This window comes from Streptomyces sp. NBC_00310 (assembly GCF_036208085.1).
Classification (GTDB): domain Bacteria; phylum Actinomycetota; class Actinomycetes; order Streptomycetales; family Streptomycetaceae; genus Streptomyces.
In genome coordinates this window covers 8,117,674-8,133,224 of sequence record NZ_CP130714.1, presented here as the reverse complement: position 1 = coordinate 8,133,224, position 15,551 = coordinate 8,117,674, and the positions used below count along the sequence as shown (strand labels likewise).

The window sequence follows — 15,551 nt, the reverse complement described above, 5'->3', positions numbered from 1 at the left end:
TGAGTCCTCCGGAGCGGCCGTCACTGTGCGTCCACATGGTGACGGTCGGTTGACCGCTCCGCGCCGTCATGGTGTACTCCGGTCCGTGACCGACACCTCTACGCGCCTGTGGCGGAGGGTCCATATGGACCTCGTCCGCTATGCGGGCTGCGTGTGTCGTCCGTCCTGCTGAATTCGCATCCCCACATCCTTTTCCGCGCGCGCCGCCTGCGTGCCGTCGCGCGCCCCCGAGCGAACGCACTCCAGGACGGTACCCGTGTCTGTGTCCCCCGTTGTTCCCCCCGCTTCCGCTCCGGCCGTCTCCGGCCCCACGCAGGCGGAACTGCTCGACTTCGCACGCCGGACCGCCGCCGACGCCGAGCTGATCGCCTCGCTCCCGCTCGACCCCGAGGGCCGTACCTGGGTGCGGCTCGAAGGCCCCGGCGGCAGCGAGGCCTGGCTCATCGGCTGGCCGCCCGGCACCGGCACCGGCTGGCACGACCACGCCGACTCGGTGGGCGCCTTCGTCACCGCCGCGGGCGAACTCAGGGAGTACTCGCTCGCCGCCCGGCTGCCCACCGACGGCTGGAAGACCCTCGAACTCAGCGAAGGCGTCGACCGCGAGCGGCAGTTGTCCGCCGGCAAGGGCCGCTCCTTCGGACGCCACCACGTCCACGAGGTGCTCAACGAGTCCTCCGAGGAGCACGCGATCTCCGTGCACGCCTACTACCCGCCCCTCCCCCGCATCCGCCGCTACAGCCGCACGGGACAGGTGCTGCGCCTGGAACACGTGGAGCGCCCGGCCGACTGGCAGTAGCCCAGGAGCCGAGCGGGCCGAGCCGGCCCGACGGCTCCGGAGCGCTTGGCACACGCGTGGCTCCCGGTGAACTCCGTTGGGAAGCAGCCGGGTTGTCCCGTTCCTGCCCCCGCCCCGATCCGCTGTCCTCGGGCGCCGTCACCCGCCCGGAGCCGGGGCGCCCCGCCCCCATACCCCCGCTCGATCCCCCTCGGCTCAGTACCCCTCGTCCTCCAGCCCCTCCGTGTCCTCCCCCTCTTCCTCCAGTGCCTGCCGGACCACTCGGAGGGCCATGCCCTCGGGGTAGCCCTTGCGAGCGAGCATGCCGGCGAGACGGCGCAGGCGCTTGTCCCGGTCGAGGCCTCGCGTGGAGCGCAGCTTGCGGGCGACGAGCTCGCGCGCGGTCGTCTCCTCCTGCTCGGAGTCGAGCTGCGAGACGGCCTCGTCGATCAGTGCCGAGTCGACGCCCTTGGTGCGCAGCTCCCGGGCGAGGGCCCGCCGGGCCAGGCCCCGGCCGTGGTGCCGGGACTCCACCCAGGCGTCCGCGAACGCGCTGTCGTTGATCAGCCCGACCTCCTCGAACCGCGACAGCACCTCGTCCGCCACGTCCTCGGGGATCTCGCGTTTGTGCAGGGCGTCCGCGAGTTGCTTGCGGGTGCGCGGGGTCCCGGTGAGCAGGCGCAGGCAGATCGCGCGCGCCCGCTCAGCCGGGTCCCCTGAGGACTCCCCTTTCTCGGCCCTCGACGAGAAAGACGAGCCCCCGTCCTGCGGTCCCCCGTCGTCCGGGCCGTCGCCCGATTCCCCGAAGCCACGCCGCCGCCCGCCCCGGCCGCCGCGCCGGCCACGCGCGTCACCGCCCGCAGCGCGCGAGGCACCGCCGCCACGCCGACGGGCGCCGACGGCCGAGCCCGCACCGGAACGCGAGCCGTCCTCCCGCCGACCGGGGCCACCTTCACCGCCGTCGTCGTACGGCTCGCCGTCGTAGAACTCACCGTCGCGGGGCTCGCCCGTGCCGTACGACGCCATGTCGTCGTACGGACCGGACCCGTACCCGTGCCCGTCCGCGGCGGATTCCCCCGTGCCCCCGCCGCCGGCCCCGCGCCCCCGGCTCTCGGGGGCACTGGGGTATGCGTACTCGCCCCAGTCCGTTCTGCGCGTCACGGACTAGCTCTTCGCCGCCGCGGCCCTGGTCTTGGGGGTCTTGGCAGCCGACGCGGGCACCGTCTTGGCGGCGTCGTCCGCGGGGGTGGCAGAGACCGCCGCGTCCGCTCCCGGCTCTGCGGTGGGTTCCTCGGGCCGGACGCCGACGCCCAGCTTCTCCTTGATCTTCTTCTCGATCTCGTTGGCGAGGTCCGGGTTGTCCTTCAGGAAGTTGCGGGCGTTCTCCTTGCCCTGGCCGAGCTGGTCGCCCTCGTACGTGTACCAGGCGCCGGCCTTGCGGACGAAGCCGTTCTCCACGCCCATGTCGATCAGGCCGCCTTCGCGGCTGATGCCCTGCCCGTAGAGGATGTCGAACTCGGCCTGCTTGAAGGGCGGCGCGACCTTGTTCTTGACGACCTTGACGCGGGTGCGGTTGCCGACGGCGTCGGTGCCGTCCTTCAGTGTCTCGATGCGGCGGATGTCCAGTCGCACCGAGGCGTAGAACTTCAGCGCCCGGCCACCGGTCGTGGTCTCCGGGGAGCCGAACATCACGCCGATCTTCTCGCGGAGCTGGTTGATGAAGATCGCGGTGGTCTTGGACTGGTTGAGCGCGCTGGTGATCTTCCGCAGGGCCTGGCTCATCAGGCGGGCCTGCAGACCCACGTGGCTGTCGCCCATCTCGCCCTCGATCTCCGCGCGCGGGACGAGCGCGGCGACGGAGTCGATGACGATGAGGTCGAGGGCGCCGGAGCGGACCAGCATGTCCACGATCTCCAGGGCCTGCTCACCGTTGTCCGGCTGGGACAGGATGAGGTTGTCGATGTCGACACCGAGCTTCTTCGCGTACTCGGGGTCGAGGGCGTGCTCGGCGTCCACGAAGGCCACCTGGCCGCCGGCCTTCTGCGCGTTCGCCACCGCGTGCAGGGTCAGGGTCGTCTTGCCGGAGGACTCCGGGCCGTACACCTCCACCACTCGGCCACGCGGCAGGCCGCCGACGCCGAGGGCGACGTCGAGTGCGGTCGACCCGGTGGGGATGACCTCGATGGGCTCGTTGGGCCGCTCGCCGAGGCGCATCACCGCGCCCTTGCCGAACTGCCGTTCAATCTGTGCGAGCGCGGCGTCGAGCGCCTTCTCGCGGTCGGTTCCTGCCATGGGTTCCACCCGATTTGCTTGAGTCGATCGCTTCACGTGAAAGACGCTAACGCCTGCCACTGACAATGGGCCCCGACGCCCGCCCGGCCTGTGGATAACTCGGGCACTTCCGCACGAAAACCCTGTCGAACTCCCGTCGAGACCCTCGCCGGAGCCTCCATAAGAATGGATGTTCGATTTTAGTGTCAAGCGCACCACACGGCACCCGGAGGTCTTCCGGGCGAGCGGGTTCACACGGACGCGGCGGCCGAGGACGAAGCTCGGCGCCGGGTGACGGCCTACGGCGGCAGCAGCCCTATGGGGCGCCGTCCTCGGGCCCGGCGCCGTGCTCGGGGCCCGGCCCGCCCTCCGGTCCGGTCTTTCCCCCGGCCTCCGGTCCGGTCTCCCCCTCCGCCTCCGTGTCCCGGCGGGCGGTGTCGTCGTCCCGCCGCGCGGTCGTGGAGTCGCCCGTCGGCTGTCTCGTCGCCCGCTTCCGGTCCAGCTTCTCCTCCAGCCGCTTGCGCACGCGCGTGAGGACGTCGCCCTCGGTCCCGTCCTGCTGTTCCGAGCGGTGCGGCCGCTTCCGCAGGCGGGCGAGGATGTCGCCCGAGCCGCGTCTGCGGTGTCCGTGCACCCGGGGGTCGTCCGTGACGTCGTACCGCTTCACGTACGCCCCGAGGAAGGCCTGCAGGGTGGCGATGGCGGGGATGGCGATGAGCGCGCCGACGGCACCGAGGAGGGCGGTGCCCGCGACGACCGACCCGAAGGCCACGGCCGGGTGGATGTCCACGGTCTTCGCGGTCAGCTTGGGCTGCAGCACGTAGTTCTCGAACTGCTGGTAGATGACCACGAAGACGAGGACCCACAGCGCGTACCACGGGTTGACCGTGAAGGCGATCAGCATCGGCAAGGCACCCGCGAGGTAGGTGCCGATCGTGGGGATGAACTGCGAGACCAGACCGACCCAGACCGCGAGCGCGGGGGCGTAGGGCACGTCGAGGTACTCCAGCAGGACGTAGTGCGCCGCGCCGGAGATCAGCGCCATCAGGCCGCGTGAGTAGAGGTAGCCGCCGGTCTTGTCGACCGCGATCTCCCACGCGCGCAGCACCTCGGCCTGCCTGGCCGGCGGCAGTACCGAGCACAGCGCGCGCCGCAGCCGTGGGCCGTCGGCGGCGAAGTAGAACGAGAACAGCGCGATCGTCAGCAGTTGGAAGAGGCCGCCCAGGACCTGCGCGGAGACGTCGAGGACGCCCGTGGCGCTGTTCTGCACGTACTTCCGCAGCCAGTCGGAGCGGAGCAGCCCCTCCTGGATGTCGACGCGCTTGAGCTCGGTGTGGAAGCTGGAGTTGATCCAGCTGATGACGGAGTCGAGGTACGCCGGGAAGTCCTCGACCATCTTGATGATCTGGCCGGCGAGCATCGAACCGAGCAGGGTGACGAATCCGGCGGCCCCGATCAGCGTGATCAGGAAGACCAGAAAGGTGGCGAAGCCCCTGCGCAGCCCCTTCGAGGCCATCCAGCTCACCGCGGGCTCGATCGCGAGCGCCAGGAAGAACGCGATGAGGATGTTGACCAGCAGCCCGATGAGCTGGTGGAACGCCCAGCTGCCCAGCTGGAAGACGGCGACGAGGGCGAGCGCCAGCACCATCGCGCGCGGCAGCCAGCGCGGCATACGGCCACTCGGCGCGGCGCCGGGCCCCGGGCCGGCCGGGGGGCCGGTGGGTGGTGTCGTGCCGACCGGGGATGCCTGGTGCTCGAACTGCGCGGTCTCGTCTGTGGGGGCCACGGAGCAAGTCTCGCCCACGCCACCGACAACCAGTCGCCGCCCCCGGCACTTCCGGTCAGACGACCGATGTCCGCGCGGTGAAGTCCCTGCGTTTTCAGCGGTTTTCGGATGGAACGCCCATGCTCGCGCACACCACGCGCCAGACGTCCTTGGCCTCCCAGCCCGCGTCCAGCGCCTCGTGCACCGTGCGCCCGCCGAGGTCGGACATCACGTGATCGAGCGCGAAGGTGTCGGCGTACCCCTCACCGAAGTGATCCGCCATCCGCTGCCAGAAGACCGTCAACCGCATGAGTCCAGTATCCCGCCCCAGGGGGTGGGCCTGGCCGGGACGGCATCCCGATACCGCTTTCCGCCCTACGGTCGGAGCCATGGCCGAAACCGGAGCATCCCCACTCCCCTCGTCGTCCCCGGCGCACACCCCGCTGGCTCGCGCCGAGCAGTTCGTCTGGCTGACCGCGCGCGTGCTGGAGCAGCGCCGCTTCGCGTACCACTTCCTGGACGGGAGCGCCGACGCGGTGGAGACCGCGCTGGCCGCCTACCGCAACGCCGACGAGGGGTACGGTCACGCGCTGGAACCCGATCTGCGCGGGCCCGTGAGCCAGCCGCTGCACACCGGGCACGCGCTGCGTGTCCTGGACTCGATCGGGCTCTGCGGCGGACAGCGGGTGGAGCGCGTGTGCCGCTATCTGACCTCGGTGTCGACCCCGGACGGCGCCCTTCCCGCGGTGCACCCCAGCCAGCGTGGCTATCCGGCGGCCCCGTTCGTGCCGATCGTCGACGACCCGCCCAGTGATCTGCTGGCCACCGGGCCCGTGGTGGGCCTGCTGCACCGCAACCAGGTGTGGCACGCGTGGCTGTTCCGGGCCACCGACTTCTGCTGGCAGGCGGTCGAGTCCCTGGAGAAGTCGCACCCCTACGAGATCCACGCCGCCGTGGCGTTCCTGGAGTCCGCCCCCGACCGTTCGCGCGCCCGGGCGGCCGCCGACCGACTCGGCCGTCTGGTGCGCGAACACCGGCTCGCCACGCTGGATCCGGGGCGGCCGAACGACTACCCGGTGGCCGCCGGTTACGCCCCGGACGAGCACCACTACCCGCACGACTTCGCCCGCACCCCGGATTCCCTCGCGCGCGCGTGGTTCACCGACGAGGAGATGTCCCGCTCCCTCGACTTCCTGGCGAGCGAGCAGACGGAGGACGGCGGCTGGCCGATCCGCTGGCGCCAGTGGGCACCCAGCACCGCCATGGAGAGCCGCCCGATCGTGACGATCGAGGCCCTGCGAACCTTGCGGGCGTACGGGCGGCCGATCGGCTGAGGGCGGTCGGGGCGGTCGATCGGCACGCGTGCGTGCGGGCACGGCGAGGATGCACGCGCGTGTGTCGTCGAGCACGGTCCCCGTGCGGCAGTCCGGGCAGATCCGGCGTATCGCCGCACGTGCCGCACGGCCGCACGGCCGCAGGACAGTCGTGGCGAACGTCAGCCCGTCATCGCCCGCACCCCCGCCGTCACGATCACCGCAGCGGCCACGACGAGCAGGAAAGGGGCTCGCAGAAGCAGCGCCACGGCGGCTGCGGCGAGCCCCGCGGCCCTCGCGTCCAGCACCAGGTCGTGCCCCGCGGCGAAGGTCTGCTGGGCCGTGAGGGCGGCGAGAAGGGCCACGGGCAGCAGGGCGGCGAGGCGTTGGACGAGCGGGCGTTCCAGGACGCCCGCGGGCACCAGCAGGCCGATGAGCTTGACGGCGTAGCAGCCGACGGCGGTGGCGACGATCGCGATCCAGACGTTCATCGGGCCTCTCCTTGCGGGCCGTCATCCTTCGGGCGGGTGTCCGGTCGGTCGCCGGTGCCGCGGCGCCCCTCCGCCCAGAGGACGACCGGTGCGGCCGTCGCGGCGACCAGGACCGGGACTCCGGCGGGCAGTACGGGCAGCAGACCGAGCCCGAGGACGACGGCGATGCCCGCGACGGCCCGCTCCGCGGTGGTCCTCAGCATCGGCGCGAGGAGTGCCAGGAAGACGGCTGGTCCGGCCGCGTCGAGCCCCCACGCGCCGGTGTCGCCGAGGGCCTCGGCGCCGAGCGCGCCGAGCAGTGTGGTGAGGTTCCACAGCACGTAGAGGCTGAGCCCGGTGACGGTGAAGCCGATGCGGGTGGCGCGGCGCGTGGGCTGGGCGAGGGCGACGGCCGTGGTCTCGTCGATGACCCACTGGGCGGCGAACGGCCGTATCGCGCGCGGGAGGGCCAGCACCTGGGAGAGGCGCAGTCCGTAGAACACGTTGCGTACGCCCAGGAAGAAGGCCCCGGCCGCCGCCGTGAACGGGTTGCCGCCGGCCGCCAGCGCGCCCACCAGGGCGAACTGGGAGGCCCCGGTGAACACCAGGAGGCTCAGCGCACAGGTCTGCGGCAGGCTGAGCCCGCTGCCGGCCGAGGTCACCCCGAAGGCGAACCCGGACAGTCCGACGGCGACCCCGACTCCCAGGGCGTCCCGGACGACGGCTCCGTCGGGTTTCGTGCCGCCGCCGTCTTCTGTCTCCACGAGACCGGTCTGTTCAGTCACCACGCCACGGACGGTACGAGCAGCCGCCCCTATGGGTCTTGTACGTTCTTGCGCCCGCGCACGTCGTCCGTGTGTGCCCGTACGGCGTCCTCGCGCTCCCGCCCGCCGCCGGTACCACCCCTGCGTTCCCGCTGGTAGGCGCCCGGAGGCACGCCCACGATCCGGCTGAAGTGGCGGTTGAGGTGCGGTTGGTCGGTGAAGCCGACGGCGACGGCGGCAGCGGCGGGAGCGGTGCCCGCGTCGAGCAGGCTCCGCGCCCGGCGGACGCGGGCGTCGGTCAGCCAGGTGTGCGGTGGCATGCCGTAGGCCGTGCGGAAGGCCCGCAGGAGGGCGAAGGGGCTGGTGCCGAGGTCGGCGGCGAGCCGCTCCAGGGTCGGCGGGTCGGCCATCCGCTCCTCGAGCACGGCACGCGCGCGTGCCGCGACGGGGGCGCCGGCCGTGCGGACGGCACGCTGGGGCAGCGGCCCGCCGTTCAGACGCAGCAGCCGGGTCACGGCGACCCGCAGCACGGTGTCGGCGGCCAGCGCGTTGCCCTCGTCGACGGCCCGCAGCACCTGATGGACGAGGCCCGCGGCGTAGGGATCTTCGAGCACCGGGCTCACGAAGCCGGGGGTGCCGCGGATCGTGGTGGTCTCGGCGGCGATCTCGGCCACCACGTCCGGCGACGGATAGACGGCGCCGTACCGCCAGCCCTCGGGCACGCCGGCGCGGCCGGTGTGCGGGGTGTCGGGGTTCACCAGAGCCAGGGTGCCCGGGCCCGCGTACTGGTCGGCGCCGCCGTGGTGGAACACCTCGACGCCGTCGGCGATGGCCGCGATCACGAAGTTCTCGTGGGTGTGCCGCACGAACTTCTTCTCGACGTAGCTCGCCCGCAGCAGGTCGACCCCGGGCAGTTCCGCGTACCGCCAGTGCCTCGCACGCTCCACCGAACCCGCCATACCCCTCATTCTGCGCCCCCGCGAGCAGCGCGGATCGCCCGGCCTCACGGACCTCCCCCGCCTCCCTCTGCCCGCCCGCTCCATGCCGTTTCCGCAGGCCCGGGCCATTGTCAGTGGCCGGGTGCAGGATGGGGGCATGGTCAGCTCCGCAGATCGGGCCCTCGACGGCTTCTCCCCCGCGACCCGCGGCTGGTTCACGGGGGCCTTCTCCGCGCCCACCGCGGCCCAGGCCGGGGCGTGGCGGGCGATCGGCGAGGGCTCGGACGTCCTGGTGGTCGCCCCGACCGGCTCCGGCAAGACGCTGGCCGCGTTCCTCGCCGCGCTGGACCAGCTGACGTCGAGCCCGCCCCCGGCCGATCCGAGGAAGCGCTGCCGGGTGCTGTACGTGTCACCGCTGAAGGCGCTCGCGGTGGACGTGGAGCGGAACCTGCGCAGTCCGCTGACCGGTATCCGGCAGGAATCGGTGCGTCTGGGGCTGCCCGAGCCCGAGGTGAAGGTGGGCATCCGCTCCGGGGACACCCCGGCCGCCGAGCGCCGCGCCCTGTCCACGCGCCCGCCGGACATCCTGATCACCACCCCCGAGTCGCTGTTCCTGATGCTGACGTCGGCCACGCGCGACGCGCTCACGGGCGTAGAGACGGTGATCCTGGACGAGGTGCACGCGGTCGCGGGCACCAAGCGCGGCGCCCACCTGGCGCTCTCCCTGGAGCGGCTCGACGAGCTGCTGCCCAGGCCCGCACGCCGTATCGGCCTGTCCGCCACCGTGCGTCCCGTCGACGAGGTCGCCCGCTATCTCTCCCCGCGCCGCCGGGTGGAGATCGTCCAGCCCCCGTCCGGCAAGGAGTTCGACCTCTCCGTCGTCGTACCGGTCGAGGATCTGGGCGAGCTGGGCGGCTCCCCGGTCGCCGACGGCAGCGAGGGCGCGGAGCGGCCGTCGATCTGGCCGCATGTCGAGGAGCGGATCGCCGACCTCGTCCAGGCCCACCGCTCCACGATCGTGTTCGCCAACTCCCGCCGCCTCGCGGAGCGGCTGTGCAACCGGCTCAACGAGATCGCGTACGAGCGTGCCACCGGTGTGCCCCTGGACGAGCACCACGCCCCGGCGGAGCTGATGGGCGGCTCGGGTGCGGCGCAGGGTGCGCCCCCGGTCCTCGCCAGGGCCCACCACGGGTCGGTCTCCAAGGAGCAGCGCGCCCTGGTCGAGGAGGACCTGAAGGCGGGCCGGCTGCCGGCCGTGGTCGCCACCTCCAGCCTCGAACTGGGCATCGACATGGGCGCGGTGGACCTCGTCGTCCAGGTGGAGTCGCCACCCTCGGTCGCCTCCGGCCTGCAGCGCGTGGGCCGTGCCGGGCATCAGGTGGGCGCCGTCTCCAGGGGCGTGGTCTTCCCCAAGTACCGTGGCGACCTGGTCCAGTCGGCCGTGGTCACCGAGCGGATGCGCACCGGCTCCATCGAGTCCCTGAGGGTCCCCGGCAATCCCCTGGACGTACTGGCGCAGCAGGTCGTCGCCATGACCTCGATGGACACCTGGCAGTTCGACGACCTCCTCGCCACGGTCCGCCGCGCCGCCCCGTTCGCCTCGCTCCCCGAATCCGCGTTCACGGCCGTCCTCGACATGCTCGCGGGCCGCTATCCGTCCGACGCGTTCGCGGAGCTGCGCCCGCGCGTGGTGTGGGACCGCGTGGCCGGCACGATCACGGGACGGCCGGGCGCCCAGCGCCTCGCGGTCACCTCCGGAGGCACGATCCCCGACCGCGGCCTCTTCGGGGTCTTCCTCGCGGGCTCCGATCCCAAGAAGGGCGGCGGCCGGGTCGGCGAGCTCGACGAGGAGATGGTGTACGAGTCCCGGGTGGGGGACGTCTTCACCCTCGGCACCAGCTCCTGGCGTATCGAGGACATCACCCGCGACCGGGTGCTGGTCTCCCCCGCACCGGGCGTCCCGGGCCGCCTGCCCTTCTGGAAGGGCGACCAGCTGGGCCGCCCGCTCGAACTGGGCCGCGCGGTCGGCGCGTTCCTGCGCGAGGTGGGCTCCCTGTCCGAGGAGGACGCCCGGCTGCGCCTGCTGGCCGCCGGACTCGACGCCTGGGCCGCGGACAACGTGCTCTCCTACCTGGCCGAACAGCGCGAGGCATGCGGCCACGTGCCCGACGACCGCACGATCGTCGTCGAACGCTTCCGCGACGAGCTGGGCGACTGGCGGGTCGTCGTCCACTCCCCCTTCGGCGCCCAGGTCCACGCCCCCTGGGCCCTCGCCCTCGGGGCGAAGCTCTCCGAGCGGTACGGCATGGACGCCCAGGTCATGCACGCCGACGACGGCATCGTGCTGCGCCTGCCCGACGCCGACCTGATGGGCCTGGACCTGCTCGACATGGAGCCCATGAAGGCGGGCACGGAGTACGACGCCGAGCAGGCTCCCCTCGGCGCGGCGGACGTCGCCTTCGACAAGGGCGAGGTCGACCAGATCGTCACCGACCAGGTGGGCGGCTCGGCGCTGTTCGCGTCCCGCTTCCGCGAGTGCGCCGCCCGCGCGCTCCTGCTGCCCCGCCGCAGCCCCGGCAAGCGCACGCCCTTGTGGCAGCAGCGTCAGCGCGCGGCCCAACTGCTGCAGGTAGCCAGCGAGTTCGGCTCGTTCCCGATCGTCCTGGAAGCGGTCCGCGAATGCCTCCAGGACGTCTTCGACGTCCCGGGCCTCACCGAGCTGATGGGCGACATCGAATCCCGCAAGGTCCGTCTCATCGAGGTCACCACCCCGGAGCCCTCCCCCTTCGCCCGCTCCCTCCTCTTCGGGTACGTCGCCCAGTTCCTGTACGAGGGCGACTCCCCGCTCGCCGAGCGCCGCGCCGCCGCCCTGTCGCTGGACTCCCGGCTGCTGGCCGAGCTGCTGGGCCAGGCGGAGCTGCGGGAGCTGCTCGACGCCGAGGTCCTGACCGAATTGGAGCAGGAGCTCCAGTGGCTCACCGAGGACCGCCGCATCAAGGACGTCGAAGGCGTCGCGGACCTGCTCCGCGTGCTCGGACCGCTCACGGACGCCGAGCTGGCCGAGCGCGGCGCCGAGCCGCAGTGGGCGCGGGAGCTGGCCGGGGCCCGCCGCGCCATCCGGGTCCGCGTCGCCGGCACCGACCACTGGGCGGCGATCGAGGACGCGGGCCGCCTGCGGGACGCTCTCGGCACAGCTCTGCCGGTCGGTGTCCCGGAGGCCTTCACCGAGCCGGTCAAGGATCCCCTCGGCGACCTCCTGGCCCGGTTCGCGCGCATGCACGGGCCGTTCACCTCGGCCACGGCCGCCGCCCGCTTCGGCCTCGGCACGGCCGTCACGGACGGGGCACTCCACCGCCTGGCGGCGAACGGCCGTGTCGTGCAGGGCGAGTTCCACCCGGCGGGCATCGGCCAGGAGTGGTGCGACGCGGCCGTGCTGCGCCGCCTGCGCCGCCGCTCGCTGGCAGCGCTGCGGCACGAGCTGGAGCCGGTGCCGCCCGCCGCGCTCGCCCAGTTCCTGCCGCAGTGGCAGCACGTGGGCGGGGGGCACGGGCTACGGGGCATCGACGGCCTGGTGCGCGCGATCGAGCAGGTGCAGGGCGCCTCCGTCCCCGCCTCCGCCCTGGAGAAGCTGGTCCTGCCCTCCCGGGTCGCCCAGTACAGCCCCGCGATGCTCGACGAACTCACCGCGGCCGGCGAAGTCGTCTGGGCGGGCGCCGGAGCCCTCCCCGGAAAGGACGGCTGGGTCTCGCTGTACCTGGCGGACACGGCCCCGCTCCTCCTCCCGCCCCCGCACCCGCTCGAACTGACCGCGCTCCACGAGTCGATCCTGAGCGCCCTCTCCGGCGGCTACGGCCTCTTCTTCCGCCAGATCGCCGACCAGGTCCGCGCGACCACCCACCCCGACGCCTCCGATCCCCAACTGGCCGACGCCGTCTGGGACCTGGCCTGGTCCGGTCGGCTGACCAACGACACGCTCACCCCCATGCGCTCGCTCCTGGGCTCGGGCCGCACCGCGGGCTCCACCGCCCACCGCGCCAAGCGCACGGTCCCGCGCGGCCGGTACGGCTCCCTGACCGCCGCCGCACGCCCCCAGTCCCGTACGGGCCCGCCCACGGTCGCTGGCCGCTGGTCCCTGCTCCCGGTCCACGAGCCCGACCCCACCGTTCGCGCCCACGCCCTGGCCCGCACCCTCCTCGACCGCCACGGCGTCGTGACCCGGGGCGCGGTGGCCGCCGAGGGCGTCGAGGGCGGCTTCTCCGCGGTCTATCGCGTCCTCTCCGTCTTCGAGGAGAGCGGCCAGGCCCGCCGCGGTTACGTCGTGGAGGGCCTGGGCGCCGCCCAGTTCGCGATGGACGGCGCCGTGGACCGCCTACGCGCGGTGTCCAACGCCCGCGAACGAAACGAGCCCCTGCCGAGCCCCACCCCGAACGGCTTCGGCGGAGACCACGACACGGCCCAGGCCCTGGACCCCTGGGACACCTTCTCCGACTCCGACTCCCTCCTCGCCCCGGACGGCACCCCCGGCGAGCCCAGCCCATACGACCAGGGCGCGCCCCACAGCCACGGCAGCCCCGACAGCCAAGGCGGGCCCTTCGGTCGAACCGGCCCCCACCGCCGAGCCGGCCACACCCCGCACCGCACTGGCCCCGCCCCCTCCCCCCGAGCCGTCGTCCTCGCCGCCGCCGACCCCGCGAACGCCTACGGCGCCGCCCTTCCCTGGCCCGAGCCGCCCACCGAAGCCGGACACAAACCGGGCCGCAAGGCAGGCTCGCTGGTCGTCCTGGTCGACGGCGAGCTGACCGTCTACATGGAGCGTGGCGGCAAGACCCTGCTGGCCTGGCCCGCCGACCCGGACGCCCGGCCCACCGACGATCCACGCCTCCGTCCGGCCGCCGAAGCCCTGTCCGCTGCGGCCCGCGCAGGCTCCCTCGGCACGGTCACGGTGGAACGCGTGAACGGCACCTCCGCCCTCACCTCCCCGTACGGCCCCCTCCTGGAGGGAGCAGGCTTCATCGCGACCCCACGCGGCCTACGCATCCGAGCGTGACCACTCATGACCACCCATGACCACCGAGCGACGACCCACGAAAGCCCCCGCCCCATCAGGGGCGCGGGGCTGCGCGACCAGCCCCACACCACCCGCACCCACCGACCGACCGAACCCCCCGAGCCATCAGCCGCCCCGCCCCCACACCCCTCCGCCCATGCCCCCTCCACCCGTGCCACCCTTGACCCATGCCCGAAGGTGACACCGTCTGGCAAACGGCGAGACGACTCCACACCGCCCTCGCCGGCAAGGTCCTGTCCCGCTCCGACCTCCGCGTACCGAGGTACGCCACGGCCGACCTCACCGGCCGTACCGTCCTCGACGTGACGCCCCGCGGCAAGCACCTCCTCACCCGCATCGAAGGCGGCCTGACCCTCCACTCGCACCTGCGGATGGACGGTTCCTGGAAGGTGTACGCCAACGACGAGCGCTGGCGCGGCGGCCCGGCGCACCAGATCCGCGCGATCCTGGGCACCACCGACCGCACGGCCGTCGGCTACCGCCTGCCCGTACTGGAGCTGATCCGCACCACCGACGAACACCATGCCGTCGGCCACCTCGGCCCCGACCTGCTGGGCCCGGACTGGGACCCCGACCGGGCCCTCACGAACCTCCTGAGCGACCCCGCCCGCCCCCTCGGCGAGGCACTCCTCGACCAGCGCAACCTCGCCGGCATCGGCAATGTGTACAAGAGCGAGCTCTGCTTCCTGCTCCGGGTCACCCCCTGGCTCCCCGTCGGTGCCCTCCCGGAGGACCTCGCCGCCCGGCTGCCCACCCTCGCCAAGAAGCTTCTCGAAGCCAACCGCGACCGCCCGATCCGCAGCACGACGGGCCACCGCAGGCACGACCTGTTCGTGTACGGAAGGGCCCCTCGCCCCTGTCTGCTCTGCCAGACCCCCGTCCGCGTGGCCGACCAGGGCGACGGTTCCCGAGAACGCCCCACCTACTGGTGCCCCACCTGCCAGGCGGGCCCGGCCCCGGCACCGGGCGCCACGAGGGCATCCCGCCCGACTTCCCGTTCCCAACGCCGCACAGCCAATTGACGGGCCGTCAGAAACGCTCGTACCGTCAACTTCATGCCCATCCCGGCGTACGACCTCACCGGCCGCACCGCGTTCGTCACCGGCGCCGGCAGTGGTATCGGCCGCGCGTCGGCCGTCCTGCTCGCCGAGGCCGGCGCCACCGTGCACTGCGCGGACCGCGACGCACAGGGCCTGCACGAGACGGCGACCCTGATCAAGGCCGGCAACGGCACCGCCCACATCCACCACCTCGACGTCACCGACCGCGCCCAGCTCGCGCGGGCGGTGGCCGCCTGCGAGCGGCTCCATGTGATGGCTGCCATCGCCGGGATCATGCACAGCAGCCCGGTATTGGAGACCCGGGACGAGGATCTCGAACGGGTGTGGAGCGTCAACTTCAAGGGCGTGCTCCACGCCTGCCAGGAGGCGGCCCGCCGGATGATCACCGACGGGACGCGCGGCAGCATCGTCACCATGGCCTCCGGCGCCGTCGACACCGGCGGCCCGGGGCTGCTCTGCTACGGCGTGACCAAGGCGGCGGTGGTCCAGCTGACGAAGACCCTGGCGACCGAGGTCGGGGCGCACGGCATCCGCGTCAACGCGGTGGCGCCGGGCTGGATCCGCACACCCATGACCGACCGCAACGGCGGCGAGGCACAGGCGAGGACGGAGTCCTTCATGGCCAGGCTGTCACCGCTGGGCCGGGTCGGCGAGCCCGAGGACATCGCACACGCCGTGTTGCACCTCGCCTCCGACGCGTCCGCGTTCACCACGGGCCAGATCCTCCGTCCGAACGGCGGGGTGGCCATGCCCTGGTGACCACGGCCCCCACCGCGTCCTCCAGAACCGGGCCACCCCCCGCGCCCCCTGACGCGCCCCCCGACCGTCCCAGCGCCCGCCCCTTCGGTACGCAGTGCACAGGCAGCAGGCTCAGCCCCCACCCTCCGGCCGCGACCGCCCCCTCCAGCGCGCCGGCATCCGGCACCAGCGCGAGTCGCAGCACACCCCACCACCACAGCGCACCGAGACCCAGAGCCGCCCCCCAGCGAACTATTCGCATGGCCGCCACCTCCAAGGCCTCCGGGCCCCCAGAACGACGCTAGACGGCCCTCGTCACGGCCGGAGAGGGCGCACCACCGGCACAGGGACGCACGGCCCCCTCACGAGGACCGCGCCCACGGGGCAC

The 15,551-nt window shown here is 73.1% G+C and carries 14 protein-coding genes; 6 read left to right on the top strand and 8 right to left on the bottom strand.

What is annotated here, in order from left to right:
• The first annotated feature begins 25 nt into the window (after positions 1–25).
• Entirely contained in the window at positions 26–172 is a 147-nt protein-coding gene (locus OG202_RS35675) for a putative leader peptide (RefSeq protein ID WP_328224155.1), read from the top strand.
• Between the two features lie 84 nt (positions 173–256).
• Positions 257–796, top strand: coding sequence for a cysteine dioxygenase (locus tag OG202_RS35670; protein ID WP_328224154.1), 540 nt, complete (start codon positions 257–259; stop codon positions 794–796).
• Between the two features lie 195 nt (positions 797–991).
• Here the strand turns inward: OG202_RS35670 and recX are convergent, their stop codons facing one another.
• The 4 genes from recX to OG202_RS35650 all read right to left on the bottom strand — a co-directional run bounded on the left by recX (position 992) and on the right by OG202_RS35650 (position 5,121).
• Positions 992–1,936: a recombination regulator RecX gene (gene recX, locus OG202_RS35665; protein WP_328224153.1), complete on the bottom strand. Its 945-nt coding sequence runs from the start codon at positions 1,934–1,936 to the stop codon at positions 992–994.
• 3 nt (positions 1,937–1,939) lie between these two features.
• Entirely contained in the window at positions 1,940–3,067 is a 1,128-nt protein-coding gene (recA, locus tag OG202_RS35660; RefSeq protein ID WP_326576399.1) for a recombinase RecA, read from the bottom strand.
• Between the two features lie 295 nt (positions 3,068–3,362).
• Positions 3,363–4,832 (bottom strand): AI-2E family transporter, encoded by a 1,470-nt coding sequence (locus OG202_RS35655; RefSeq protein WP_328224152.1) that lies wholly within the window; start codon positions 4,830–4,832, stop codon positions 3,363–3,365.
• Positions 4,833–4,926: 94 nt separating this feature from the next.
• Positions 4,927–5,121 (bottom strand): DUF3046 domain-containing protein, encoded by a 195-nt coding sequence (locus OG202_RS35650; protein WP_328224151.1) that lies wholly within the window; start codon positions 5,119–5,121, stop codon positions 4,927–4,929.
• A 79-nt stretch (positions 5,122–5,200) separates the two neighbouring features.
• Here OG202_RS35650 and OG202_RS35645 point away from each other — a divergent pair, with 79 nt between their 5' ends.
• Entirely contained in the window at positions 5,201–6,145 is a 945-nt protein-coding gene (locus OG202_RS35645) for a hypothetical protein (protein WP_326576405.1), read from the top strand.
• Between the two features lie 161 nt (positions 6,146–6,306).
• Here OG202_RS35645 and OG202_RS35640 read toward each other — a convergent pair whose 3' ends face one another.
• From OG202_RS35640 to OG202_RS35630, 3 genes are read right to left on the bottom strand one after another with little or no spacing between them, the layout of a single operon-like run.
• A complete protein-coding gene (locus OG202_RS35640; protein ID WP_326576406.1) occupies positions 6,307–6,615 on the bottom strand; it encodes an AzlD domain-containing protein in 309 nt (102 codons plus the stop codon).
• On the bottom strand, positions 6,612–7,379 hold the full coding sequence (locus OG202_RS35635) for an AzlC family ABC transporter permease (protein ID WP_327732107.1): 768 nt from the start codon (positions 7,377–7,379) through the stop codon (positions 6,612–6,614). The genes OG202_RS35640 and OG202_RS35635 overlap by 4 nt, the downstream gene beginning before the upstream one ends.
• 29 nt (positions 7,380–7,408) lie before the next feature.
• Entirely contained in the window at positions 7,409–8,317 is a 909-nt protein-coding gene (locus tag OG202_RS35630; RefSeq protein ID WP_326576408.1) for an AraC family transcriptional regulator, read from the bottom strand.
• Positions 8,318–8,453: 136 nt separating this feature from the next.
• Between OG202_RS35630 and OG202_RS35625 the strand changes: the two genes are divergently transcribed.
• The 3 genes from OG202_RS35625 (at position 8,454) to OG202_RS35615 (ending at position 15,184) form a co-directional block, all read left to right on the top strand.
• A complete protein-coding gene (locus OG202_RS35625; protein WP_328224150.1) occupies positions 8,454–13,343 on the top strand; it encodes an ATP-dependent helicase in 4,890 nt (1,629 codons plus the stop codon).
• Between the two features lie 188 nt (positions 13,344–13,531).
• Positions 13,532–14,386: an Fpg/Nei family DNA glycosylase gene (locus OG202_RS35620; RefSeq protein ID WP_328224149.1), complete on the top strand. Its 855-nt coding sequence runs from the start codon at positions 13,532–13,534 to the stop codon at positions 14,384–14,386.
• Between the two features lie 33 nt (positions 14,387–14,419).
• Entirely contained in the window at positions 14,420–15,184 is a 765-nt protein-coding gene (locus tag OG202_RS35615) for an SDR family NAD(P)-dependent oxidoreductase (RefSeq protein WP_326576413.1), read from the top strand.
• Here OG202_RS35615 and OG202_RS35610 read toward each other — a convergent pair.
• Positions 15,132–15,425, bottom strand: coding sequence for a hypothetical protein (locus tag OG202_RS35610; protein WP_326576415.1), 294 nt, complete (start codon positions 15,423–15,425; stop codon positions 15,132–15,134). The genes OG202_RS35615 and OG202_RS35610 overlap by 53 nt on opposite strands.
• Positions 15,426–15,551: the final 126 nt, after the last annotated feature.